Below are 25,463 nucleotides of genomic sequence, written 5' to 3'. Positions count from 1 at the left end.
ATCTTTTGAATTTAAAATCCAGCCGCTTTGTCATCGCCTCTAAAATCGGCACCTCCTTCAAGTGTGTTGTCAGGATAAACCAGAATTGCATCTACTTTTCCAATTACAGGCGTTGTTTTTTCGTTAATTAAATATCCTTTAGATTTTAAGCCTTCCAGCGTTTTATTGTCGAAAGTATCAGGTTCAAAAGTTATAAGATCCGGAAGCCATTGATGATGAAAACGTGGTGCATTTACAGCATCCTGCATACTTAAATTGTATTCGTAAACATTTAAAATAGTCTGAAGCACCGATGTGATAATAGTCGATCCGCCTGGTGAACCTACTACCATAAATAATTTTCCGTTTTTTTCTACAATAGTTGGAGTCATGGAGCTCAGCATTCTTTTTTGAGGTGCAATACTGTTGGCTTCATTTCCAACTAATCCAAACATATTTGGTGAGCCTGGTTTTGCACTGAAATCATCCATTTCGTTATTTAAAAAGAAGCCTAATTCATCGCAGTAATATTTTGAACCAAAACCGTCGTTGATGGTTGTTGTGGCAGCAACCGCATTTCCAAACTGATCTACAATAGAGTAATGCGTAGTTTCGGTGCTTTCGTTATACGTTACTTTTCCTTCTTTTATGTCTGATGATAAAGTAGCTTTTTCCGAATCAAAATTCGACATTCTTTCTTTTAAATAAGAATCAGATAAAAGTCCTTTAATTGGAATTTTTACAAAATCTGGATCGCCTAAAAACTGGCTTCTGTCGGCATAAGCTCTTCTTTCTGCTTCTACAATTACCTGAATGGATTGCTCAGAATTATGTCCCATTTTAGACAAATAAAAAGGAGAAATCATTTTCATGATCTGAGCCAGACAAATCCCGCCGCTGCTTGGAGGCGCCATCGATGTTACTTTCAAATCTTTATAATCAAACTGTAATGGATTTCTCCATTTTGCTTCATAAGATGCTAAATCTTTCAGAGTGATAATACCGCCTTTTTTCTTTAGATAATCTACCAAAACCTGAGCGGTTTTACCTTTATAAAACTCGTCTTTTCCGTTTTTTGAAATTCGCTTTAAAGTGCTGGCAAGAGCCGGATATTTAATCGTATCGCCTTCTTTAAATTTTCCTGCCATTAATGTATTGGGCCCATTTGCTTTTACTATGGCATCGTGATAAGCTTCTAATTGTTTTTGTTGTTTTTTGGTTACAACAACCCCTTTTTCTGCAAGGGCAATTACAGGTTTTAAAATTTCTGACATTGGCAGAGATCCCAGCTTTTTCTGAACTGCAAAAACTCCGGCAATAGTTCCCGGAACACCAATCGCTAAAGCCGATTCGGTACTTTTGCCTTTTATTACATTTCCGTCTTTATCCTGAAACATATTTTTTGTTGCAGCAAGAGGTGCTTTTTCGCGATAATCCAAACTGCCTACTTCGCCGTTTGCTTTTCTGTAAACCATAAAGCCGCCTCCGCCAAGATTTCCTGCGTATGGATATGCTACTGCAAGTGCCAGCTCAGTTGCTGCCATGGCATCAAAAGCGTTACCGCCTTTTTTCATGATTTCAACGCCAATTTTTGAGGCTTCTTCGCGGGCTGAAACCACCATTGCTTTTGAGGCAACTAATCCTGTTGGTGGTGCCGTATGCTGTGCGAAACTATAAATTGAGATAAAATAAAATAGAAGTGAAATTTTTTTCATAATCGGTTTTATTTATAATGAGAGTAATTTTTGTTCGGTATGTAGTTGGAGATCTTCAAAAAACACAGTGAATTCCTGTTCAAATTCGTTATAAAATTCTTTTAATTCCTCGCTGGCAAACTGCATTTTTGAGATGTTTTTTGATCTTCTGTCCATCTGGGTTAAAATTTGATGGATGCCATCGACGGTTTTATAACTTAAAAGCCAGTTTCTTTCGATCATATACGGCATTAAGCCCTGCGTTTTTTCAGTTAAAATAGAATAATTTTCATGCAGGGAATTGTAAAACCGGTTAATGAAATCTTCGAGTTTTTCATCTGAATAATTTGTCCAGTTTTTGGCTAAAAAATGATCGTAAACAATATCAACGATTACGCCAGAATAGTGATGGTATTTTTCGTGCAGCCTTTTTGTGCTTTGTCTGAAAATATCGTGCGAATCGGTATAAGTATCAATAAAACGATGTAAAAGAATTCCTTTTTGAACATCATCAGGGAATTGTTCAAATTGTTTTCCGCGAATTCCATCGGCCATAAAATTGCCAATTTTAATTAAGTCATTTTCACCGGAAAGATATATGTGGGCTAAGAAATTCATTCTTTTTAAGATGCTAAGGTTCTAAGTTGCTGAGACACTAAGTTTTTATTACTAACAAACTAAGTGGTTAAGACTATAAGCTTATTTTAGTAAAAGTATGAAAACTTTTTGACTTCATTTCAAGCAATGAGAGATAGCTTCATTCTTCATGCCAAAAAATCTTAGGACCTTTTCTGAAAAATCTTAGCTGCTTAGTATCTTAGAACCTTCGTAACTTTTCTATATTTGTATTTGGTAACCATAACTCACAAAAATGACTTTAATAAAATCGATTTCAGGAATACGAGGAACTATTGGTGGAAAAGTTGGAGATAACCTGACTCCTGTTGATGCTGTAAAGTTTGCATCGGCTTACGGAACTTTTCTAAAAAACAATACTTCAAAAGAAAAACTAACGGTTGTAATTGGCCGTGATGCCAGAATTTCCGGACCAATGATTCATAATCTGGTAGTAAATACTTTAATAGGTTTAGGAATTAATGTAATTGATCTTGGACTTTCGACAACGCCAACTGTAGAAGTTGCAGTTCCGTTAGAAAAAGCAGACGGAGGAATTATTTTAACAGCCTCTCACAATCCGAAACAATGGAATGCTTTAAAATTGTTAAACGAAAAAGGTGAATTTTTAAGCGGTGCCGATGGTGCTAAAATTTTAGAAATTGCCGAAGCTGAAGCTTTTGATTTTTCTGATGTTGACAATTTAGGAGAAATTACTCCAAATGATGCTTATATGGATATTCATATTGACGAGGTTTTAAACTTACCTTTGGTTGATGTTGAAGCTGTAAAAGCTGCAAAATTTAAAGTAGTAGTTGATGGAGTAAATTCATCAGGAGGAATTATTATTCCAAAATTATTAAAACAAATGGGCGTTGAAGTGGTAGAATTGTACTGTGAACCAAACGGACATTTCCCGCACAACCCGGAACCTTTAAAAGAGCATTTAACGGATATTTCTGAGTTAGTTGTAAAAGAAAAAGCACATTTAGGAGTTGTTGTTGATCCGGATGTTGACCGTTTGGCTTTTATCAGCGACGATGGAGAAATGTTTGGTGAAGAATATACTTTGGTAGCCTGCGCTGATTATGTTTTGAGTAAAACTCCGGGAAATACCGTTTCAAATATGTCGTCTTCGCGTGCATTGCGTGATGTGACAAATGCACATAACGGAAACTACGAGGCAAGTGCAGTAGGAGAAGTGAATGTTGTAGAATTAATGAAGAAGAATAATGCAGTTATAGGCGGTGAAGGTAACGGTGGAATTATTTATCCTGAATTGCATTACGGACGTGACAGTCTGGTAGGAGTAGCTTTATTTTTAACTCATTTAGCAAATAAAAAAATATCTGTTTCTGCTTTGAGAGCTTCTTATCCGGAGTATTATATGAGCAAAAACAAAATCGAATTAACACCGCAGATTGATGTTGATGCGATTTTAACAGCCATGACTGAAAAATATAAAAACGAAGATATTTCGACAATTGATGGTGTAAAAATTGATTTTGCTGCAGAATGGGTTCATTTAAGAAAATCAAACACAGAACCAATTATTCGTATTTATACTGAAGCACCTTCGCAAGATGCAGCAGATAAACTGGCTCTTCGAATTATTGATGAAATAAAAGTTATTGCAGGAATTTAATTTTAAGATTGCAATACGTAAAAAAAAACACCTCTTTCATATTTTTTGAAAGAGGTGTTTTTTTTATTATTCAACTCGATGTTTCCATCTTTTATGAGTCCACAGATAATATTCTGGCGCTTCATAAATTTGTTTTTCAACTTCTTTTAAATACTTTTCAGTGATGTCGAAATTTTGATATTCTTTAGGATCATCTGCAATGGTTAGAAAAGTTGCTTCATAATAACCTCTGGCTACTTTTTTAACTTTTACCATAATTACGCTTAGATCGTATTTTTTGGCCAGCATTTCGGCGCCTGTATGTACAGGAACTTCAATACCCATAAATTTCATCGAATGAAAAATTCGGTCCAGTTTTGGCGATTGATCACTTGCTAAACCGTACATGCTTACAAATCCTTTGCGCTGGTTTTGTGCCATTGTTGGAATTGCTTGTCTGGTTTCGATCATTTCTGTATTGTATTTTGATCGTATTTTTCTAATCAGTTTATCAAAATAACGATTGGCTAATCTTTTATAAACCGCAACGCCCTGAAAACCTAATTTTGGATTTATTGTTAAAAGCCACTCATAACTTGCATAGTGAGAGGCTACAAGAATAACGCTTTTGCCTTTTTTATAATAATCCTGTACCAATTCGATATTCGTTACATGGAATCTTTTTTCCATTTCTTCCGGCGAAATACTCATCGTTTTTACCATTTCCAAAAACATATCGCACATGTGGTGGTAAAATTTCTTTTCGATTGTTTTTCTTTCAGCATCGCTTAAATGCGGTAAAGTAAGAGCCAGATTTTCGCGTACGACTTTTTTGCGATACCCAATTACTCTGTAAACTAAAAAGCAAACAAAGTCAGAGAATAAATAAAATAAGCGGAATGGAAGTATAGAGATCAGCCATAATAATGGGTAGGCTAATATATAAACGAGAAATTGCATGTATATTTTTTTTACAAATATAAAGCAAAAATGAGAAATGATCGATATTTTGGATTCTCATCAAGATATGTTCGATATTGACTATATTTACATTTCACATTAAATATTATTTATGAATACCATTTTAATTGGAATTATAGTAGCCAATATACTTATAAGCTATAAAGGTTTTAATGATTATGCTTTTTTTAGAAAATTTGAATTTCACGTAGGAAGTATTCGCGCCGGAGAACAAATTAGAATGCTCACATCTGGATTTTTGCATGCAGATATGATGCATTTATTTTTTAATATGCTTACACTTTGGTTTTTTGCGCCAGTTGTCATTGATTCGCTCGGAAATTTTTCTTTTGTTTTGGTTTATTTCGGAAGTCTGATTTTTGGAAGCCTTCTTACTATGCTGTTTCATAAAAACGATTACAGTTATCGTGCAGTTGGAGCTTCTGGAGCGGTTACCGGAGTTTTGTATTCGGCTATATTACTGCATCCGGATATGATGCTGGGAATATTTTTTGTTATTCCAATACCAGCCTATCTTTTTGGAATTTTATATTTATTGTATTCAATTTATGGAATGAAAGCCAAAAATGACAATATTGGTCATACGGCGCATTTTGGAGGCGCAGTTGGCGGATACTTAATTACTTTGATAAAAGTACCTTCATTAATTGTAGATCATAGTTTGATGACCATTTTACTGGCAATTCCAATTATTGTACTTTTTGTATTGGCAAAATCAGGAAAAATATAATGCTGGCATAACTTTTGAAATGCCTTTATCAAATAACTTAAAATATCACAAAAAATGAAAAAATTAGTATTATTTTTAACAATCATGTTTATGACTATGTCTTACGGCCAGGAAATTAAACAAATACCTCTAATTAACGTTAATGGAGAAGGAAAAGTAAAAGTAGCCCCTGATCAGGTTTGTATTTCAGCTACGGTTGAAACTAAAGGGAATAATGCTAAAGACGTCAAAAAACAAAATGACGAAAAAATGGATGCGGTTTTAAAATTCATTAAAAAAATGAATGTTCCAACAACAGATTTTAAAACTAAACAAGTTGCTCTTAATCCGCAGTACGATTACGAGAAAAAGAAAACAAGCTACAATGCTGCTCAAACAGTTGAAATCGTATTAAAAGATTTAAACAAATATGATGAGTTGATGGAAGGTTTGGTGCAACAAGGAATTAACCGTATTGATAATGTTTCTTTTGAATCTTCTAAATTGGCACAATACCAGTCTGAGGCAAGAAAAATTGCTATGAAAGATGCTAAAGTAAAAGCAGAAGAATACGTGTCTGTTTTAGGTCAAAAAGTAGGTAAAGCATTTACAATTTCTGATAACTCTCAGGTTTACCACCCAAGACCAATGTATGCTGCAATGAAAACAGAAATGATGGATGCTTCTGGTGCTTCAAATCAAACTCTTGCAATTGGAGAAATCGAAATTACAGCTAATGTAAGCGTGAGTTTTGTTTTAGACTAAGTCTATAAATATCTAAATATTTTAAAATCCAAATTCCAATTTTTAAGGAATTTGGATTTTTTTTGTCTTCATTTTTTTTAAGATTTACTCTTAAATAACGCCTAATTTCTGTCTGAAAGCTAGGCGTTATTTTTTTTAAACACTTTATTTTTTTGATTTTTCGGCATTGAGTTAAAAAAAATCTTACATGATGTGCAAAAAATACTTGTTTTTTAATTGTCTTATTTTTAGGTGTTTATAATTACTATAACAATTTCGTTAACATTTTTTTTGCAAAAAGTTCTCTTAAAACTTTTTGATTATTGTTTTTAAATATATCTTTGTTCTATCAAATTAGTAGAGTTTAAAAAATAGTTAAAGATTAAAGGCCTTCAAAGAGATTTCAATTTGAACAGGCGAGTGATCATTTGCAATTTCTGTTAGAATTTTCAATGTCAATAATTCTTCAATCACAAATTCATACCAATTTTTAGTAAAAACACTGCCTTACATTTTAGGGTTGAAATTGTATAAAAGCCAATTCAAAATAAATAGTAATCAAAATAAAAAGAAAAATGAAAAAACGAATGTGTTGCAGATAAATAAAAAACCATTTCTGTTGCAGCAGAAATGGCGAAGCTTAAAGAAATTGTACATCTCTTAGAAGGAAAGCGGGAATGGAGTATATCCGTTTGCTTGCCTTGATTTATTAAACTAAAACAAAGTAATGAAAAAAATATTAAATAGATATACATGGTTATGTATTTTGTTGATTTCCATAGGGATTAACGCTCAGGAGACTAAGCCGTTGATCCAGTCAAAACTCGTAGGAACGGTGGTTGATGCTGTTACAAAAGACCCTGTTATTGGTGCTTCTGTTGTTATTAAAGGCACGACACATGGTGTTCAAACAGATTTTGACGGTAAATTTTTCTTTCAAACTGGACAAAAATTTCCTTATACTGTAATAGTAAGCTATTTAGGTTATAAAAAAGCAGAAGTTGTAGTTAATGATAATCCGGTTGTTATTGAACTTACTGAAGAACAAAATCAATTATCAGAAGTTGTGGTTACGGCACTTGGTATTTCAAAAGAAAAGAAATCTTTAGGATACACAACTCAGGCACTTAAAAACAAAGATATCGCTGATACAAAAGAAACTAACTTTTTAAACAGTCTTAGCGGTAAATTAGCCGGGGTGCGTATTACAAACTCTCAGGGTGATATGGGTTCTTCTCGTATTATTATTCGTGGAGAAACTTCTATTGCAGGAAACAATCAGCCTTTATTTGTTGTAGATGGAGTTCCTGTAGACAACTCGCAGTTAGGAAGCGTTGGAGGGGCAACTCGTGATTTTAAAAATGCAATTGCCGATTTAAATCCGAATGATATTGAAACGTTAACAGTATTGAAAGGTCCTAACGCAGCGGCACTTTACGGATCGCGTGCGGCGCATGGTGTTGTACTTATTACTACAAAATCTGGAAAAAGCCAAAAGGGACTTGGAATTACCTTCAGTTCTGGTATTACAATTTCTCAGGTAGCTACTTTACCAAGTTTTCAAAATTCATACGGACAAGGTTCAAACGGAAGATTTAGTTTTGTTGACGGAAAAGGAGGCGGCGTAAATGATGGAGTTGACGAAAGCTGGGGACCAAGATTGGATGGACGTTTGATTCCTCAATTCTACTCAAACGGTGAAGCTGTACCTTTTGTGGCTCATCCAAATAATGTGAAAGACTTCTTTAATACTGGTGTTACGTATGACAATAGTATTTCTGTAGCAAGATCAGATGAAAAATCAGATTTTCGTTTAGGAGTAAACAATCAAAAACAATTAGGAACAGTGCCAAATAGTGAAGTAAACAAAACAAACTTTACTATTAATACTAATTACCAAATTTCAAAAGGTATTAGAGTTGGTGCTACAGCTAATTATATTACAACTAATGCTCCGGCTTTACCAGGTGGTCCATCTGGAAACCGTGCAGCTGGTGTAATGCTTCAGTTCCTTTGGTTCGGACGTCAGGTTGATATCAATCAGCTTAGAAATAACAGAGATGTTAACTGGAACAACAGTTACTACAGCAACCCTTACTGGAATGCTTATTACAATACTACAAGCCAGCAGCGTAACCGTATTATTGGTGATGTGCATTTGGATGCAAAATTAGCTGAAGGTCTTAACTTTAAATTCCGTACAGGAGTTGATTACTATAATGACAGAAGAAAATACACTATCAAATACGGTACAAACGGAACGCCTTTTGGTTCTTATGCAGAAGATGCTTACACTGTAAATGAGCAGAATACTGAAGGTATTTTTACTTATACTAAAAAACTTAATGATGATTTTACTGTAGATGCACTTGCCGGTTTTAATATTCGTAACCACAGCGATGCAAACAATTATCAAAAAGCACCACGTTTAGCTGTACCTGATTTGTACACTTTGACGAATTCAAGAGATCCATTGACATCATCAAATACATTGTCAAGATTAAGAGTTTACAGTGCTTATGCTTCGGCACAATTTGGATATAAAAACTATGCTTATTTAAACCTTACAGCTCGTAATGACTGGTCATCTACATTACCAAGCAGTAACCGTTCTTATTTTTATCCATCTATTAATGGAAGTTTAATATTATCTGAGGCTTTAAAATTAAAAAGCAATACACTTGATTTCTTAAAATTACGCGGTGGATGGTCTGAAGTTGGTAATGATGCAGATCCTTATCAATTGTCTACAGTTTATAATTTCCAGACTGCATTTGACGGAAATCCAATTCAGACTTCTTCACAAAAGAAATTGAATGAAAACTTAAAACCAGAAACAACTCGTTCGACTGAGGTAGGTTTAGAGGCTTCTTTCTTTAAAAACAGACTTCACTTTGATTTTGCTTATTATAATACAAATAGTTTCGACCAGATTTTGGAGATTAAAACAACAGCTTCAAGCGGATATAACTCTCAGTTAATCAATGCTGGAAAAGTCAACAATAATGGTATAGAAATTCAATTAGACGGAACTCCGGTTCAGACTGAAAATTTCAAATGGAATATTGGAGCCAATTATTCTAGAAACAGAAGTAAAGTAGAGATTTTAGATTATGCAAAACAAATCCAAAACTATACAATTGGTTCATCAGGCGGTGTTGATGTATTAGCATCTGTAGGACAAGCTTATGGCGCACTTTACGGAACAGCTTACCTTCGTGATGCAAGCGGAAACATTGTAGTAGGAGCAAACGGATTACCAAAAGCAGATCCAACGAAAAGAGTTTTAGGACATTACACTCCAGATTATTTAGCTGGTGTTACTAATACTTTGACTTATAAAAATCTTGAATTATCGTTTCTTGTTGATGCAAGTGTAGGAGGTGAAATTTTCTCAGGAACTAACAGAACCGGAACTTATACAGGTGTATTGGCTTCAACGCTTCCGGGACGTGGTGCTGAAAATGGCGGTTTGAGCTATTATTTAAATGGTACTACAAAAACTTTAGTAAACGGAGCAGCACCAGGCGGAGCAGCAGTTTATGATGACGGTATGGTTTTTAACGGAGTTTATGACAATGGAACTCCAAACACTACTATAATCAGTGCGCAGGAATATTACAAAGCATCATACAACATTAGTGAAGCTTACATTTACAGCTCAACTTTTGTAAAAATGAGAGAAATTAAACTGGCTTACAATTTCAACAAGTCATTTGCTAAAAAACTAGGATTAGAAGGGGCAAGTATTACTGCAGTAGGACGTAACCTTTTCTTTATCTACAAAGATGCACCAAATATTGATCCTGAAACGGCTTTCAATACTGGAAATGCACAAGGTTTGGAGAGTTTAGCTTTACCAACAACTAGAAATTTCAGCCTTAATGTTAATCTTAAATTCTAAAAATAAAGAATCATGCTAAAAAAAATAGCCTATATAACTCTATTTGCATTAACATTGACCTCTTGCAGCGATACGCTGGATGATATCAACAAAAATCCAAATGCAACTGAAACACCATTGGCACCTTACTTGTTAACAGGAACTTTAAAACAAGGAGCTGACTTATATTGGGGAGATGCTAATAATTTTAACTCGTCTTTACTATTTGTACAGCATTGGGCTAAAATTCAATACACTGAGCCAGACAGATATGATGTTTCGAACACGTCTTTTACTTCTTTATGGAATACAGGTTATGCAACCTTGATTACAGACTTGAATACCATTATTAATTTCCCGGATGCTCAGGCCAATTCAAATTATAAAGGAATTGCTATTGCTTTACGTTCATGGACATTTTTATTGTTGACAGATGCTTACGGAAATATTCCGTACAAAGAAGCAGGTCAAAAAGTAACACCAGCATACGATAGTCAAAAAGATGTGTACACAGGTCTGCTTGAAGATTTAAAAAAAGCACAGTCTTTATTAGGAGCAGCAAATGGTACTGTAACTGGAGATTTAGTTTACAAGGGAGATGTTGTAAAATGGAAAAGATTTGTGAATTCACTTCGTCTGAGAATTGCATTAAGAATTTCAGACAGAGAACCGGTTTTAGCTAAACAAGCTGCTATTGATGCAACAAGTGATGCGGCTGGAGTATTAGCCAGTAATGCAGATACATTTAAGTTTACTTACATCAGCTCGCCTCAACAAAACCCTGCATCAGCCTGGTTTGAAACTCGTGATGATTTCCGTATTTCAAAAACTATGGTAGATAAATTAAAAGAATTTTCAGATCCGCGTTTACCGGTTTATGCACAATTGCCATCAGATGCAAGTGTTGGTACATACGTTGGCGGCGGTAACGGATTATCCAACAGTGATGCCAACAGCCAGGGTTTTGCCAAAACATCAAAACCAGGAACTTATTTTCTGACATCAACATCACCAGCGGTAATTTATTCTTACTCTGAAGTATTGTTTAATCTTGCTGAAGCTGCAGCTAGAGGTTATATTTCTGGAGATGCAGAACAGCTTTATAAAAATGCAATTACGGCATCTTTCAATCAATTTGGAATTACTGATGCAACAGTTATTTCTAATTATTTGAATCAGGCAAACGTGAAGTACGATGCATCAAATTATGCGAAATCAATTGGTACTCAAAAATGGATTGCTTTCTTCGGACAAGGTTTGGATGCTTTTACAGAATGGAGAAGATTAGATTATCCAGTATTAACAGCGGGCCCAAATACTGTTTTAGACGGAAAAATTCCTTCTCGTTTATTCTATCCGGGTACAGAGCAGTCATTAAATGGGATCAGTTATCAGGCTGCGATAGAAGCTCAGGGAAAAGATTTACTGACTACAAAATTATGGTTTGATGTAAAATAATCTGCATTAGAACTAATTTTAAGCTGAATATAAAGAAAGGCTGTCTCACAATTCGTGAGGCAGCCTTTTTTGTTTTACTGCAAAACAGCAATTAGAAATGCACAAATCTCTCTGAATTTGCGCATTTTTTCTGCTTTAATTTTTCATCCTGTATAAAGTATGTTTTGTGACCAATAATTTCCGCTTTGTGTCATTTTTTTATAATCGATTTTGTATCTGCAATAATTTAGACTCATGACAATGTTCAAGTATTGTCTAAATGTATATCCCAAAACTGCTATAAACCACAAAACTATGAATAAAAACACACCTTTAAATTCAGGAATGCAGCCTGATTTAAAAATCGAAACTGCTATTATTGGTGCCGGAACTTCCGGATTATACACCGCTTATCGTTTGGTAACAGATAAAAAATATACCGCAGATCAGGTGCAGATTTTTGACCTGAGCAGTAAACTGGGCGGAAGACTGGAATCTGTTATTATGCCGGGAATGGATTTCTGGGGCGAGTTAGGAGGAATGCGCTATCTGACTTCTCAGGAAATCGTAACTACTTTAATTGAAGGTTATGTATCCCCAAAAGATCCTAAAAAACGTATTCCTGTTTTAAAAGATAAAATGACACCGGTTCCGTTTCCAATGGGCAAGTCGTCAAAATTACTAATGTATCTTAGAAAAGAACGTTTTAAACAAGATGCGTGGGATGAAGCTCAGAAAAAAGGTAAAAAACTGCCAACGCGATATTATCTTAATAAAAATGATGTAGGTTTTAGTTCAGACCAGCTTTTTAATAAAATTATTTATGATGTTTTAATGGCTGATCCGTGGGTTGCGAAAACCTATGGCAAAAAAATCAAAAAAGGACATAATGTATACGATTATACTTTTGAGTTAACGAGTGAAGATTGGGATGAAATCAAACCAAGACTGGTTTACAATTTTCCAAAATCGCCTTATGATAAAAGAAAAGTAAACGATCTGGGTTTCTGGAATTTAATTAAAGATCAGGTTTCGCAGGAAGGATATGAGTTTTTAGCCAATGCGGGAGGTTATTATTCAAATACCATCAACTGGAATTCTGCCGAAGCTTTTCCTTATATGGTGGGCGATTTTACTGCAGGAACAATTTATAAAACCATTGAAGAAGGTTACGACAGTATTGCTTATGCAGTTGCCAATTCTTATATGGAACACAAAGGTGCGTGCATTTGGTCAGAAAACAAATTAGAGACTTTTACCAAAGAACATTCTGTAAAAACACATAAATACCAGCTTACTTTTCTAAATATAAAAACCAACAGCAAATGGCATGTATATGCTAATTCAATTGTTTTGGCTATGCCGAGAAAATCTTTAGAACTTTTAGACCAGAACAATTTCTTTTTCAATGTGAATGAAAATTCGGTTTTAAATGAAAATATCCGTTCTGTTATTATGGAGCCGGCTTTCAAAATATTAATGGGCTTTGAATATCCGTGGTGGAAAGAATTAGGAATAGATTCAGGACATTCGATTACCGATTTACCAATGAGACAATGCTACTACTTTGGAACCGATAAAAAAACGAAAAACTCCATGCTTTTAGGAAGCTACGGCGATATGGAAACCGAAACATTCTGGAAAGCGCTTTCTGATGATAAAGTACTTTTTGAAGTTAAAGCGGCTAAATCGGCTTCGTTAAAAGAGCTTCACCAATTAAATGATGTACAGGCTACAAAACTTATGGTAGACGAATTGATGAATCAGCTTCGCGAACTGCACGGTAAAGATGTAACCATACCAGAACCTTATGTAACCTATTTTAAAGACTGGACAGATGAGCCTTTTGGAGCAGGATATCATGCGTGGAAAGCAGGATTTTCTGTTGGAGATGTCATGAAATATATGAGAAAACCAAAACATGATGAACAGATTCATATTTGCGGTGAAGCATATTCAGATCAGCAGGGCTGGGTTGAAGGAGCATTTTGTGAGGCAGAGAAAATGCTGCAGGATTATTTTGGGCTGAAACGTCCGTTCTGGCTTCCTGACAATTACTATTTAGGATGGTAAAAGGAGAAGTTTTTGTTAGTAATTCAAATCATTAATTTAAAAAAGTAATAGTATGTTAAAACGTAACGGCTTTGATGATGAGTTAAATTTAACTCATTTAGATGCAAACATAGATTCAAATCAAAATGAAATATCATTTAAAGGAGCTCCCGAAACCGAAGGTATATTGGCGAGTATGATGAAAGGATATTCAAAAGTTCAAATTGAAACTCCAATCAGGCCTTTTCACGAAAGTAATCTGCAGAAAATTGTAGACAATGTAGATTATGGTATTTTAAGAGCATTACAAGGAACCTGGGTAAGCTATAATCATAATGGAAATGGTTCAAGAGAATTAATAGGAAGCGGTATACACACTACAATTATGCCTTCGCCGGGTACTAATGCAGGAACTATTCCCGGAAAATTTAGTTTTGAATGTGAAGAATATATCGAAAAACTGACATTTGATTTAGTACCGGGAGGAGTCCGCAATCGCGGCGGCGCCAACGAGCAGTTTTGCGGTGCAGTTAAATATGAACAAAGTATTAAAAGTGTAAATGCTGTGCCGGGAGAATCAGCTTTAAAATACACTCCAATTCATGAAGAAAACGGAATGTATTTGTGGCTGAGCGATATATTTAATTATGCTGCCACAGAAAAAACAATTGAAGAGGATCGAGGCATACATGCATTAGAACCAGATGCTCCTAATAGAGATTTATATAAAAGCGGTTATCAGGATGAAACGGTTTTCTTGATTATAAATGATTTAGGTGAAAAAGAATATGTAACTCTCGAAAATTTAAAAGGAAGACCTTATCTTTCTATTGTTCCTGCTAAAGAGTTAAAACCGGGAGCAGGGCAGACAGGACCTTACTTTATACCCGACTATTCTATTTCACGAAGCGGCGTAATTCCGCACGGAAGCACCATAACATTGTTAGGAGATCTAACTAGAGGCAAGTCAGGTTATTTAATTAATACTGCACCTGAATTTCCAGAAGGTAATGCAGCGTGGGAATACGATCACCTTTCTATTTCAAAAACTATGGGAGGTGCAGGAGCAAGTAAAAAAGAGCCTATAAATCTTGATAAAGCCCCGCCTGCATGGGTATTTGAAAAGCTTAACAAAGATAATGACCCTCAGGAAAACAGGATTTATACACAGCGAATTCTGGCACATCCGTTATATCCGTATTCAGTAAGACCGGACTTAAGACTGCGTGATTCTTTAAAAGGAGAAACTATAAAAAATCATGTGCTTATTCAGATGTCATCTAAAAATAAAACGGGAGCACAAGGCGGAATATTAAATGTTCCGTTTGTAAATCGTTTTGTTACTACAGTTGAAATGAACATGCGAATGTGGATTGAAACTGTTGAAGAAAATGGAAAAGAAATTCTGCAGCTGCAATACGAGCAGATCATATTTTTTGAATTTGATTTTGGAGATGACGGCGGTACAACAAGCTGGCCTCATATACAAGTAAATACACTTCGTAAAATCGAAGATGTTTCGCCAGAACAGAGACAATTAATGGAAGAACAGTTTCCATCTTCTCATAAAATAGAATCTCCTGCTTCAGGATGTCCTTATCATAAAGGTTAAAATTATTCTGGAGAAATAATTCAGAAACAAAAAAACACAAGAAAAAGAAAAGCCGATGAACAACTCATCGGCTTTACCAGTATTTGTCTATCCACATTCAACTTTGCATTAAGAAAGTTTCATCTGCAGTATCATCTTCCTCAAAATTTTCTGCTTCCTCTTCTTCCCAATCATTTTCGTCGTATTCTGACTCCATATCATCCTCAAGAAATTCATCTTCTAAATCGTCTAACTCAAGATTGTAATGATTATTGGCTGATAGTGTACTGGAAAGATTTCCCTGCAGATAATCATCATAATTCAATAAAAGCTGTTCTTCGTAAGCGGTTATATCTCCTGAATATTCTTCAGAATTATAATAGTAATTGTCAGAAATCATAATATATAAGTTTTAAATTAATAGACTGAGTTTTATCTAATTTTCTCAATTAGAATTATTTAAAAGTAAAACTTTTTATTTCTGTTAATTTATATAATTATGAAAATGAATTGCTTAATTCTCATTTTAGAAGATGACTTTCTATATCAATTTATATTTGATTTCTTTATATTTAGAACGGCCTACAGGTAGTATTTCTCCATTTTTTAGTAACATCTGATATCGGCCTCCGGCTTCTACAACGAGCTTTTCTGCTTCATTCCAGCAGAGAATATATGATTTGTGTATTCGTTCGAATGTTATTGGCAGCAGTTTTTCCAGCGATTCCAGCGATTTGTCATGTAATTCTATACGACCGTCATGTAAATGCAATTCTGTATAAATACCGGCGCCTTTTATGTATTTAATATCTTTGATAGTAATGAGTTTAATAGTTTTTGCTTTTTTTACTGCTAAAAACTGGATATCACTTCCCGCTTTTCTTTCTGGTGCAGTATAACGGATAAAGGCTTGCGCGAGTCTGTTTTCGTCAAATGGTTTGGGCACAAAATCTAAAACGCCGTAATTAAATGCAGTAATAGCCTTGTCTGTATATGCTGAAATAATAATGGTTTGAAAAGATTTTGATACAACAGTCTGCAGGACATCAAATCCATCTTCACCATTTAGGTTTAAATCCAAAAGCAATAAATCAATTTCATTTTGATCGATTGTATTTAAGCCGTTTTCAACTGAATCAGAAAGAAAAATCTGGACATCTTTATTAAAAAATCCTCTTGTCATTCTTTCGATTCGTTTTGCAATTCTCGCTTCGTCTTCAATAATTAGAATTTTCATTTTGTATCAAAAATTTTAATTTCTGTGAGCCATCCTTCTTCAACAGCAAAAGAATCAAACTGCCAGTTATTGCCATAACTTTCATTTAATCGGGCTTTTATATATTTAAAACCTGTTCCGCTGAGGTCGCTTTTCTTTTTATTTCGATTTTTTGCCACGGTGCGCAAAGTATATTGTTTGTATTTTTTTTCTCTTATAAAACTTAAACAGAAAGTAATCGAACCATCGTTTGAAGGTAAACTGTGTGTAATGCCATTTTCTATAATGGTGTGAATAATGGCAGGCGGAATTTCTTCATTTTCATCAATATTTTTTTCTTCCCATTTGTAACTCAATTCTTTTCTAAAAGACATTACTTCTAAATGCTTTTTGCATAATTCAATCTCTTGTCTTACAGGAATTAAGGTTTCTTCAGAAATTGAATTCATAATATCAAATTCGTCTGCCAGCGCCCGAATGAACACAATACCCTGCTGCGGTGATTCTTCGATCCAGTCAATGAGCGAAGTAAGAGTGTTGCGAAGAAAATGCGGCTGAATATTTTTCTTAACAAGTTCGAGCTGTAATCTGGACGAAAGTAATAACGATGCATTATGAGCTTCTTCTAAAGCTTTAGTTTTAATGGTATGCAGGTAAAGCATTGACAATACGATAATGGTAAAAGAGATAAACAATCCAAAATCATAAAATATAAATTTATTTACTACAATGCTGGCCAACAAGCCCACAACTACTATTACTCCGCCTTTAATTTTTCGAAATGCCGCATCGACTGCAATAATAATAGAGACAAAACACATTACATAGCTAAAATATATGGCTGTTTTGTCGTAATGACCGTAATGTTTAACATATATTATTACAAGACCTGCAAATAAAAGAAATAGAAATAACCGCTTTCTTTTAAAGCCAAACTGCAGCATAAAATACCACGGAACCAATATAGAAATTATAAAAGTAAGCAAGCCTACAATTTGCAGCCGTGTATAAAAGTGGGTATACGGAATGTCGATATAAAATTTTATGTATTCTATAATAAGCAGGCAGAAAAAGAGCAGACAGATTATTCCGAAAAGCAAAACTGTTGCTTCTTTGCGAGTGCTGTTGATGTATAGAAAAAAATAATAAATTGATGCAATGAGAAAAGCCCCGGCCATGAGGTTCATAAAAGACATAACAATAAGCGGTGCGCGGTGCAGCCTTAAATAACTTTCGAGTTTTACATCTATGCCGCGCAGGGTTTCTCTAAGCTGCATTTGTGTTCCTGTTATGGTTACAATATGTTTGCCTTTACCAGCCAGTTTTTCGGGTATTTGGTAATAGCTCATTTCTGTTCCCGGTACTTCGCTCTGACCAGATTTTGCCATTTTACCGTTGCTTCCCACTAATACACCGTCCCAATAAACGTCAAAAGCACCAAAAGCATTAATCTGCAGTCCCAGCGGAGCAGAGGGATTTTCTCGTTTATAAAGATCAACATCAATATTAACCTTAAATATAGAATCTGGTGATGAACCCAGATAATCATGTGGTTTATCATCATCTTTATAATAAGTTACATCAGATTTGACGAACTCCGTATACTGTTTACATGATGTAAACAATAGCAGTAAAAAAATGGTAAAAAAGGCTGATCTATACATAGGATAAAGATAAAATAAATATCGAATTGCGAAGTGCATTTCAAAAGCTCTTAGAGCCGTTTGAATGTTTTAAAGAACACTGGTTTGTTTTATAAAGTAATCTTGTATCATAAAACCAATAAACATGAAAACAGTAATAACCAGTATTTTAATTTTATTAATTCCTATGCTTGGCCTTTCACAGCAAACAGTTGTTTCGGGTAAAGTTCAGGATAATGCAAATAAAGAAGCGATTCCTTATGCAACAGTATCAATACAAGACAGCACATTAAAAACATTGGCAGTTGGTGTAACCGATGATAAAGGTGATTTTGTTCTTGAAAAACTGCCAAATGGCAAAATGACAATCACTTTTAGTTACATTGGATATCAAAATTACAGCCGAACATTTGAAATCATTTCGGGCAGGCCAAAAATTGAATTAGGAACAATTGATTTACATTCTGATGCAGTTCAATTAAACGCCGTTGAAATTACAGGACAAAAATCGAGTGTGAGCTTAAAACTTGATAAAAAAGTTTTTGAAGTTGGTAAAGATGTGCTTTCGCAGAATGGTTCTGCACATGATGTTTTAAATAGTGTTCCGTCTGTAACCGTTAGTCCGACTGGCGGCGTAAGTCTTCGCGGTAACAGCAGTGTATTGGTCTTAATTAACGGACGACAATCTGGTTTAACACAAAATAATGCTCTTGACCAAATTGCAGCCGATCAGATTGAGCGTATTGAGGTAATAACAAATCCTTCGTCTCGATATGATGCTTCCGGTTCGGCAGGGATTATTAATATTATTTTAAAGCGAAACAAAAAAAGCGGTTTTAGCGGTCAGGTTCGATTAGTGGCAGGATCTCCAAATGACAGCCGTCTAAATCCAAGCATCAATTTTAAATCAGATAAAATCAATATTTTTTCAAATTTTGGGATACGTTCTTCAGATTATGTTGGTTTATATACCACAAACCAGACTACTACAGATAATGGTAAATCAAATTATTTAAACCGAGTGCAAAATGAGGATCGTCATGACGATGGAAAATTAATGTATTTTGGAGCCGATTATTATATAGATGAACATCGAACTATTACAGCTGCGTTTTTAAAAAATGCTACAGAAGATGATGATAAAACTCATTTATTATACAATTATGGTCAGGCCGAAAATGTAAAAGACAGTGTTTTAGCAAGAGAAGGTAAATCATTAGAAAAAAGAGATTACAACCAATTAGAATTTAATTATACCCAGACTTTTAAACGTCCGGCAAAAAAATGGACAATTGACGTTCAGTATGATTGGTGGAACAGCGATAAAAACTGGAATCTTTCGACACAGCGTTTGTATCCAGAAACATTGGCTTATCCCGGTATTCGGACTAATTCAGTAGGAAATAGTAAAGATCTGCTTGTTCAGAGTGATTTTGTACAGCCGATAGATACAATTTCAACATTTGAAGTTGGTGTTAAAACTGAGATTCGTAAAGTTTCCAGTCAATTTTTGGCAGAACAGCAAGAAGATGATATTTGGAAAATCTATCAAAATATTGATAACGACTTAAAGTATACAGAAACAATTGCCAGCGGATATGCACAATACAGCAGTAAGATTAAACGATTCAGCTATATGTTTGGACTGCGCACCGAGTTTACCAAAATTTCGATTACAGATAGTAAAAACACATATAGTGATGATAAAAATTATAACAGACTATTTCCTAGCGTTAATTTGAGCTATAAGTTTGATGCATCAACTTTACAGTTAAATTACAGTAAGCGCATCAATCGTCCGCCCTTATATGCTTTATATCCTTTTAATGAAGTAACAGATTTAAATGCACAATATGTTGGAAATCCAGATCTTAATCCATCTTATACAGATGTTTTTGAGCTGGCTTTTCTTAAAACATGGAAAAAATTTACTTTAAATCCGTCTGTTTATTACCAGTGGGAAAGCGGTTATATACAAGATTTTACCTATCGTGAAAACAATATTTTTTATACAACACCCATTAATATTCAACATGAAATACGAAGCGGTATTGAAATTTCAACCTTATATAATCCTGCAAAATGGCTTCAGGTAAATATGGAAATGAATTTTTATCATTTTAAACAAAAAGGAAGTTATCAGGATGAAGACCTTAATTATGAAGGAAAGACTTTTACCGGACGTTTAAACACACAGATTAAACTGCCTGCAAAATTTAGTTTTCAGGGACGTTACAATTTTCGCGGAGCGCAGCAAAATGCACAAACCAAAAATGATCCGCTGCAATCGCTTGATTTTGGGTTAAGTAAAGTTTTATTGAAAGATAAAGCGACTATTGTATTTGATGTTACAAATGCATTTGATCTGCGTCAAAACAAAAGCACTACAATTGGTGACAATTATTACCTAAATGTGAATAGTATACCTAATGCGGCCCGATACAGACTTAGTTTTGTGTATCGTTTTAATTTAACGGATCCAAAAGGAATTAGACAAGCAAATAACGCGAATCGCAATTAATCTTTCAGGTTCATAAAAAACATGCTTAATTTTTTAAGCATGTTTTTTATTTAGTTAAACTCCTGTTTTAACATTTATAGGAGAGGTGTTATTAACCTTTGCCCATTTAGTATCATTGACTTTATTTGTTGCTATTACTGAATGATTGAATCTTAAAATATCATTCCAGTCTTTCTCTTTGTCAACATCGTACACACGCGTAATGCGGGTTGAAGGTCCGCTGTAAGAATACTTTAAACCTTTTGATTTTGACATATTATAAACAACAATATTATTAATATCCTTTTCATCATCAATATCTATATCACTAAAACAGCGTCGGTCTAAAATATCAGTATTAGAGTATCTTTTTTTCCATCCCTTGTTTCCGCTCAGGCAAAAAATAAATTTGCCTAACATATCACCAATTTTATGCCAGCCGTAAACTCTGGCATTATCATATAATCCGGCTTTTCTATCTGGCATCATAGCATTTGGCATAAAGATTTTATCATCTCCAAAATACTGCTGCAAATACGTATCGATTTCTTCATGAAATCTGGCATATCCTCCGAATTTACTTTTTATGTCTATAGTAACAAAAACCGGGTAATGTAATTTATTGGCTTCGTGCCAGGTTTTTAGAATGTCAAGAAAATATTTCAATTTGGTTTGACGTCCATTTGAATGACTTACAGTAAAATATCCTTCCTGTATAGAGCTATACGGAACATATTTTGAGGAATGCCTCCAAATGTCGAGTTCGAGTCCCAAGCATCCATCTTTTGCAGGATCATTTGGATCAAACAATAATTGAGTAGGCAGAGCCGGCAATGCATCAACATAACTGTTATGTGAAGCCTTAATTTGAATTTGATTATAAAGACGATCTTTTAGTTCCATAGTTTTTTTATTTAGGGGTTAATAAAATAATAAAGAGGAATGAAGTTCGAGAGATAAGCATCTTGCTGCCGACTTAAAAAAAGTCCGCACAACTTCTTTAGATTTCTATAGTTTAAAACTACTATTTTTCGTTTCGCTGGTTAAAAAAAATGTTCTAAAGCACCATTTTTTTGTTATGAAACCCGATAATTTTCTTAAGATTTTGAAAGAGGAGTTTTGGCAATAAATAAGGAGCCGTTTTTTTAGTTCAATTTTAAAGAAGAGTGTTACTAACTCATTCGGTTAATTAAATATCTATTATTTACCGTCTTTTTTGGTTAATATGTTTTTTTAATACTAAAATACTGCGTTTAATGTATTTTCAAGACTTTAGTATACCCAAAAACGTATTTTAATATCCCTACTTTAAATCAAATTTGCGGTGAAATCATAATGTGATTCAGCCGGCACAATAATGATTTCCAAAACTAACTATCAATAACCAAAATTTCAAACCAAAAATGAAAAATCACTTTAGGATTAAAAAAGGTTCTAATTGTGTATCTGAATTTAATTTGAAAAAGAAAATGATGATATTATCTCTATTGTTTTCTTTATTTCAGGTTTCTGGATACGCCATTAGTTCTACAAGTACAACTGTATCTTCAAATGTACTTCAAACAGAAATTAAAGGACAGGTAAATGACGAAAACGGTATGCCATTGCCGGGAGTTACTGTTTTAGAAAAAGGAAGTAAAAATGCTGCGTTAACAGATTTTGACGGAAAGTTTTCTTTAAAAGTAGAGAATCCTAATTCTGTATTACTAATATCTTTTTTAGGCTATACGACTGCCGAAGTCAGCCTAAAAGGTAAAACTTCAATTACTGTAAAAATGCAAAAAGCAACAACTTCATTAGATGAGGTAGTTGTAGTAGGTTATGGTAAAATGAAGAAAAAGGATTTAACGGGAGCAATTGTTCAGGTTTCGCCTGATAAATTGGTAAACCAAAATCCGCAGACGGTTCAGGATATCTTAAGAGGTACTCCTGGAGTAAGAGTAGGGTATGATCCTTCTGCAAAAGGAGGCGGGAGAATACAAATTCGTGGTCAGACTTCTGTATATACTGCAAGTAATAATAAGGATGATAAATACGGACCTCATAATGACCCGCTTATTATTTTAGACGGAATGCAGTTTTATGGTGAACTTTCAGAAATTAATCCTGACGATATTGCACAGCTTGATATTTTAAAAGATGCTTCGGCAGCATCTGTATACGGATCGAGAGCAGCGGCTGGGGTTATCCTTATTTCAACTAAAAAAGGTAAAACGGGTAAACCTATGGTTAGTTTTACTACTAACACAACGATCAGCAATAAAAGTGCCTATCGTAAAGTGTATTCTCCAGAAGGCTACTTAAAATATCGAGAAGACTGGGAAACTGCCCAAACGTATGGTGTTAATACTGCAACAGGGCAATACGAAGCCTTTATAACAGGAACAGTTGCAAATGGCAGACCTGGGTATTTTTCAAATCCAAATGATTTGTCAAAATGGGGCATTACCGAAGCACAATGGCTGGCTTATCAGCCAACAGCTCAAACAGTCGGGAAAAGCAGCAAAGAAGTTTGGGGAGCCCGTTTAGGACTAAATTTTGATCCTTCGCTGATGGCAAATTTCCTGGCTGATAAAACACACGACTGGAGTAACAGTTCTTTTAGAACAGGAATTAATCATGATAATAATTTGAGTATTTCGGGTGCAGGTGACCGAGTAAATTATTATATGTCTTTTGGTTATTTAACTTCAGAAGGAGCGATTGTTGGAAATGATTACAAATCAGCTCGTTCTAACATGAAAGTTGACGCTAAAGTTACGGACTGGCTTGACCTTGGATTAAACGTTAATTTTCAGGATCGATCAGATGGAGATATAACTCCTTCTTTAGGAACAAACCCCGGAGATAATAATATGATGAGAACCAGCCCGTTTGGAACTTTTATAGATGCAAATGGCAATTATGAAAGACAGCCGATGGGAAAAAATGTCTCAGGACAAAATTATAACTATTACTACGAGCGTCAATTTATTGAAAAAGAGACAGGATATACAACATTAAATACCATTTTCAATGCTAAAGTAAGTCTGCCTTTAGGTATTACTTATACTTTTAACATTGCTCCTCGTTATCAGTTTTTTCATGACCGTTATTTCAGATCTACGCAGAACCCAAACTGGCCTGCAGCTACTACAGGTGTAAACAGAAACAATTCAACAAGATTTGATTATAATCTAAATAATAACTTAACATGGGATTATACGATTGCTCAAAAACATCATATTATAGCCACTTTTGTTCAGGAAGCTGAAGAACGCCGTTTTTGGTCAGATGGAATGGATGCTTATAATATTCAGCCTTCAGATGCTCTGGGATTTCACCTTGTTAATACGGCAACAATGGCTAATAGTGCAATTAGATCAAACGATACACATGAAACGGCAGATGCATTAATGGCAAGACTTTTCTATTCGTTTGATAATCGTTATATGCTTACAGCGACTATTCGCCGTGATGGATATTCGGCATTTGGAGCTTCAAATCCTTATGCAGTTTTCCCTTCTTTTGGGGTTGCATGGAACTTTAAAAATGAAAAATGGTTCAACTGGGATGCTATGAGTACTGGTAAATTGCGTTTGTCTTGGGGTAAAAATGGAAACAGAACGCTTGCAGATCCGTACATTTCTTTGGCAAATCTTGTAAATACCGGAACAATGGGGTATTTAGATCCTTCTGGAAAAGCACTTGAATTGAAATATTTAGCGCTTGACCGTATGGCAAATCCAAATCTGGAATGGGAAAAAACAACATCAACAAACATTGGTCTTGATTTAGGTTTCTTAAATGACCGTATCACTGCTACTGTAGATGCTTACAGAGCCTCTACCCATGATATGATTATGAGTCAGTCATTACCTGGTTTCACTGGATTTTCATCAATTGCTACCAATCTTGGAGAAGTTCAAAATCAAGGTATTGAGTTGAGTCTTAATACGCTTAATATGAAAAGAGAAAATTTTGAATGGCGTACTACATTTGGAATATCTTACAACGAGAACAAAATTGTGTCATTGTATGGCAATATGGTAGACATTAAAGATGAAAACGGTAATGTTATTGGAAGACAAGAAGGAAATGATTCTGCAAATGGATGGTTTATAGGAAAATCAATTACTCAAATTTGGGATTATAGAATAACTGGAATCTGGCAGAAAGATGAATGGAAAGAGGCTCAAAAATACGGACAGCGCCCTGGAGATCCAAAAGTTGCCAACAGCTATACGGCAGATGATGTAGATGCGGTAGATGCAGATGGAAACCCTTATAAAAAAGCAGTTTATAATGAAAAAGACAAACAGTTTTTAGGAAACTCAAATTCTCCTGTACAATGGTCGCTGCGTAATGATTTCAAGATTTATAAAAATTGGGATTTGGGTATCAGCATGTATTCTAATATGGGAGGAAAGTCTCTTAACTCAAATTATATGAATACTTTCAACGATGCGAGTTTATATAAATTCAACTTCAATCCTTATGTAAACCCGTATTGGACACTTGACAACCCAACTAATGAGTGGGCGCGTCTTGATGCTAAAGGACCTGCAGGAACTCCGGTTGCACCGGGAAGATTGTACGACCGCAGTTTTATTCGTCTGGATAACATCTCGTTAGCTTACACGCTTCCTAAAGATATTTTAGATAAAGTACATATTAAAAGTATAAAAATTTATGCTTCGGTTCAAAACGTTGCAACATGGTCTGCTTCTAAAGAATGGAAATATTACGGAGATCCAGAAACAGGCGGACTGGCTACAAGACAGTTTAATTTAGGTTTTAATTTCCAACTTTAAAA

Annotated in this window: 16 protein-coding genes; 9 read left to right on the top strand and 7 right to left on the bottom strand. The window is 34.6% G+C overall.

Going from position 1 to position 25,463, the window contains the following annotated elements; translation table 11 throughout:
* Positions 1-11: 11 nt before the first annotated feature.
* Positions 12-1,694: a gamma-glutamyltransferase gene (gene ggt / locus ACTJIW_RS19735; protein WP_440715810.1), complete on the bottom strand. Its 1,683-nt coding sequence runs from the start codon at positions 1,692-1,694 to the stop codon at positions 12-14.
* Positions 1,695-1,706: 12 nt separating this feature from the next.
* The gene (locus ACTJIW_RS19730; protein WP_440715809.1) at positions 1,707-2,291 is read right to left on the bottom strand and encodes an ACP phosphodiesterase; all 585 of its coding nucleotides are present in this window, start codon (positions 2,289-2,291) and stop codon (positions 1,707-1,709) included.
* Between the two features lie 253 nt (positions 2,292-2,544).
* On the opposite strand from ACTJIW_RS19730, the gene glmM reads away from it, so the two are divergent.
* The gene (gene glmM, locus ACTJIW_RS19725) at positions 2,545-3,933 is read left to right on the top strand and encodes a phosphoglucosamine mutase (protein ID WP_274250764.1); all 1,389 of its coding nucleotides are present in this window, start codon (positions 2,545-2,547) and stop codon (positions 3,931-3,933) included.
* Positions 3,934-3,999: 66 nt separating this feature from the next.
* On the opposite strand, the gene ACTJIW_RS19720 is transcribed toward glmM, so the two are convergent.
* Positions 4,000-4,872 (bottom strand): lysophospholipid acyltransferase family protein, encoded by an 873-nt coding sequence (locus tag ACTJIW_RS19720; RefSeq protein WP_440715808.1) that lies wholly within the window; start codon positions 4,870-4,872, stop codon positions 4,000-4,002.
* Positions 4,873-4,984: 112 nt separating this feature from the next.
* On the opposite strand from ACTJIW_RS19720, the gene ACTJIW_RS19715 reads away from it, so the two are divergent.
* The 6 genes from ACTJIW_RS19715 to ACTJIW_RS19690 all read left to right on the top strand — a co-directional run bounded on the left by ACTJIW_RS19715 (position 4,985) and on the right by ACTJIW_RS19690 (position 15,330).
* Complete coding sequence (locus ACTJIW_RS19715; protein WP_440715807.1) at positions 4,985-5,623, top strand: rhomboid family intramembrane serine protease; 639 nt, start codon at positions 4,985-4,987, stop codon at positions 5,621-5,623.
* Positions 5,624-5,677: 54 nt separating this feature from the next.
* Positions 5,678-6,367: an SIMPL domain-containing protein gene (locus ACTJIW_RS19710; protein ID WP_440715806.1), complete on the top strand. Its 690-nt coding sequence runs from the start codon at positions 5,678-5,680 to the stop codon at positions 6,365-6,367.
* Positions 6,368-7,073: 706 nt separating this feature from the next.
* Complete coding sequence (locus ACTJIW_RS19705; protein ID WP_012026465.1) at positions 7,074-10,250, top strand: SusC/RagA family TonB-linked outer membrane protein; 3,177 nt, start codon at positions 7,074-7,076, stop codon at positions 10,248-10,250.
* Between the two features lie 12 nt (positions 10,251-10,262).
* The gene (locus ACTJIW_RS19700) at positions 10,263-11,687 is read left to right on the top strand and encodes a SusD/RagB family nutrient-binding outer membrane lipoprotein (RefSeq protein ID WP_440715805.1); all 1,425 of its coding nucleotides are present in this window, start codon (positions 10,263-10,265) and stop codon (positions 11,685-11,687) included.
* 294 nt (positions 11,688-11,981) lie between these two features.
* A complete protein-coding gene (locus ACTJIW_RS19695) occupies positions 11,982-13,739 on the top strand; it encodes a flavin monoamine oxidase family protein (protein ID WP_440715804.1) in 1,758 nt (585 codons plus the stop codon).
* Positions 13,740-13,791: 52 nt separating this feature from the next.
* The gene (locus ACTJIW_RS19690) at positions 13,792-15,330 is read left to right on the top strand and encodes a peroxidase, FMP-type (RefSeq protein ID WP_440715803.1); all 1,539 of its coding nucleotides are present in this window, start codon (positions 13,792-13,794) and stop codon (positions 15,328-15,330) included.
* 97 nt (positions 15,331-15,427) lie between these two features.
* Here the strand turns inward: ACTJIW_RS19690 and ACTJIW_RS19685 are convergent, their stop codons facing one another.
* The 3 genes from ACTJIW_RS19685 to ACTJIW_RS19675 all read right to left on the bottom strand — a co-directional run bounded on the left by ACTJIW_RS19685 (position 15,428) and on the right by ACTJIW_RS19675 (position 18,189).
* On the bottom strand, positions 15,428-15,709 hold the full coding sequence (locus tag ACTJIW_RS19685; RefSeq protein WP_012026461.1) for a hypothetical protein: 282 nt from the start codon (positions 15,707-15,709) through the stop codon (positions 15,428-15,430).
* Positions 15,710-15,850: 141 nt separating this feature from the next.
* Positions 15,851-16,546: a LytR/AlgR family response regulator transcription factor gene (locus ACTJIW_RS19680; protein ID WP_440715802.1), complete on the bottom strand. Its 696-nt coding sequence runs from the start codon at positions 16,544-16,546 to the stop codon at positions 15,851-15,853.
* Positions 16,543-18,189, bottom strand: a complete 1,647-nt coding sequence (locus ACTJIW_RS19675) for a histidine kinase (protein WP_440715801.1) — start codon at positions 18,187-18,189, stop codon at positions 16,543-16,545. Before ACTJIW_RS19675 ends, ACTJIW_RS19680 begins: the two co-directional genes overlap by 4 nt.
* A 124-nt stretch (positions 18,190-18,313) precedes the next feature.
* On the opposite strand from ACTJIW_RS19675, the gene ACTJIW_RS19670 reads away from it, so the two are divergent.
* Positions 18,314-20,689 (top strand): TonB-dependent receptor domain-containing protein, encoded by a 2,376-nt coding sequence (locus ACTJIW_RS19670; protein ID WP_440715800.1) that lies wholly within the window; start codon positions 18,314-18,316, stop codon positions 20,687-20,689.
* A 54-nt stretch (positions 20,690-20,743) separates the two neighbouring features.
* Here the strand turns inward: ACTJIW_RS19670 and ACTJIW_RS19665 are convergent, their stop codons facing one another.
* Positions 20,744-21,571: a Ca2+-dependent phosphoinositide-specific phospholipase C gene (locus ACTJIW_RS19665; RefSeq protein ID WP_440715799.1), complete on the bottom strand. Its 828-nt coding sequence runs from the start codon at positions 21,569-21,571 to the stop codon at positions 20,744-20,746.
* Positions 21,572-22,071: 500 nt separating this feature from the next.
* Between ACTJIW_RS19665 and ACTJIW_RS19660 the strand changes: the two genes are divergently transcribed.
* A complete protein-coding gene (locus ACTJIW_RS19660) occupies positions 22,072-25,461 on the top strand; it encodes a SusC/RagA family TonB-linked outer membrane protein (RefSeq protein WP_440715798.1) in 3,390 nt (1,129 codons plus the stop codon).
* Positions 25,462-25,463: the final 2 nt, after the last annotated feature.

The sequence above is a fragment of the Flavobacterium sp. 22659 genome, from assembly GCF_052044235.1.
In the GTDB taxonomy this organism is placed as follows: domain Bacteria; phylum Bacteroidota; class Bacteroidia; order Flavobacteriales; family Flavobacteriaceae; genus Flavobacterium; species Flavobacterium johnsoniae.
The sequence above is the reverse complement of the archived record's forward strand: the minus strand, read 5'-3'. Positions and strand labels throughout refer to the sequence as shown.

Coding starts and splice junctions, on each gene's coding strand:
- ACTJIW_RS19675 (WP_440715801.1), bottom strand. CDS start 18,189: ATGTATAGATCAGCCTTTTTTACCATTTTTTTACTGCTATTGTTTACA.
- ACTJIW_RS19665 (WP_440715799.1), bottom strand. CDS start 21,571: ATGGAACTAAAAGATCGTCTTTATAATCAAATTCAAATTAAGGCTTCA.
- ACTJIW_RS19690 (WP_440715803.1), top strand. CDS start 13,792: ATGTTAAAACGTAACGGCTTTGATGATGAGTTAAATTTAACTCATTTA.
- ACTJIW_RS19730 (WP_440715809.1), bottom strand. CDS start 2,291: ATGAATTTCTTAGCCCACATATATCTTTCCGGTGAAAATGACTTAATT.
- ACTJIW_RS19685 (WP_012026461.1), bottom strand. CDS start 15,709: ATGATTTCTGACAATTACTATTATAATTCTGAAGAATATTCAGGAGAT.
- ACTJIW_RS19720 (WP_440715808.1), bottom strand. CDS start 4,872: ATGCAATTTCTCGTTTATATATTAGCCTACCCATTATTATGGCTGATC.
- ACTJIW_RS19670 (WP_440715800.1), top strand. CDS start 18,314: ATGAAAACAGTAATAACCAGTATTTTAATTTTATTAATTCCTATGCTT.
- ACTJIW_RS19695 (WP_440715804.1), top strand. CDS start 11,982: ATGAATAAAAACACACCTTTAAATTCAGGAATGCAGCCTGATTTAAAA.
- ggt (WP_440715810.1), bottom strand. CDS start 1,694: ATGAAAAAAATTTCACTTCTATTTTATTTTATCTCAATTTATAGTTTC.
- ACTJIW_RS19680 (WP_440715802.1), bottom strand. CDS start 16,546: ATGAAAATTCTAATTATTGAAGACGAAGCGAGAATTGCAAAACGAATC.
- ACTJIW_RS19700 (WP_440715805.1), top strand. CDS start 10,263: ATGCTAAAAAAAATAGCCTATATAACTCTATTTGCATTAACATTGACC.
- ACTJIW_RS19660 (WP_440715798.1), top strand. CDS start 22,072: ATGAAAAATCACTTTAGGATTAAAAAAGGTTCTAATTGTGTATCTGAA.
- glmM (WP_274250764.1), top strand. CDS start 2,545: ATGACTTTAATAAAATCGATTTCAGGAATACGAGGAACTATTGGTGGA.
- ACTJIW_RS19710 (WP_440715806.1), top strand. CDS start 5,678: ATGAAAAAATTAGTATTATTTTTAACAATCATGTTTATGACTATGTCT.
- ACTJIW_RS19705 (WP_012026465.1), top strand. CDS start 7,074: ATGAAAAAAATATTAAATAGATATACATGGTTATGTATTTTGTTGATT.
- ACTJIW_RS19715 (WP_440715807.1), top strand. CDS start 4,985: ATGAATACCATTTTAATTGGAATTATAGTAGCCAATATACTTATAAGC.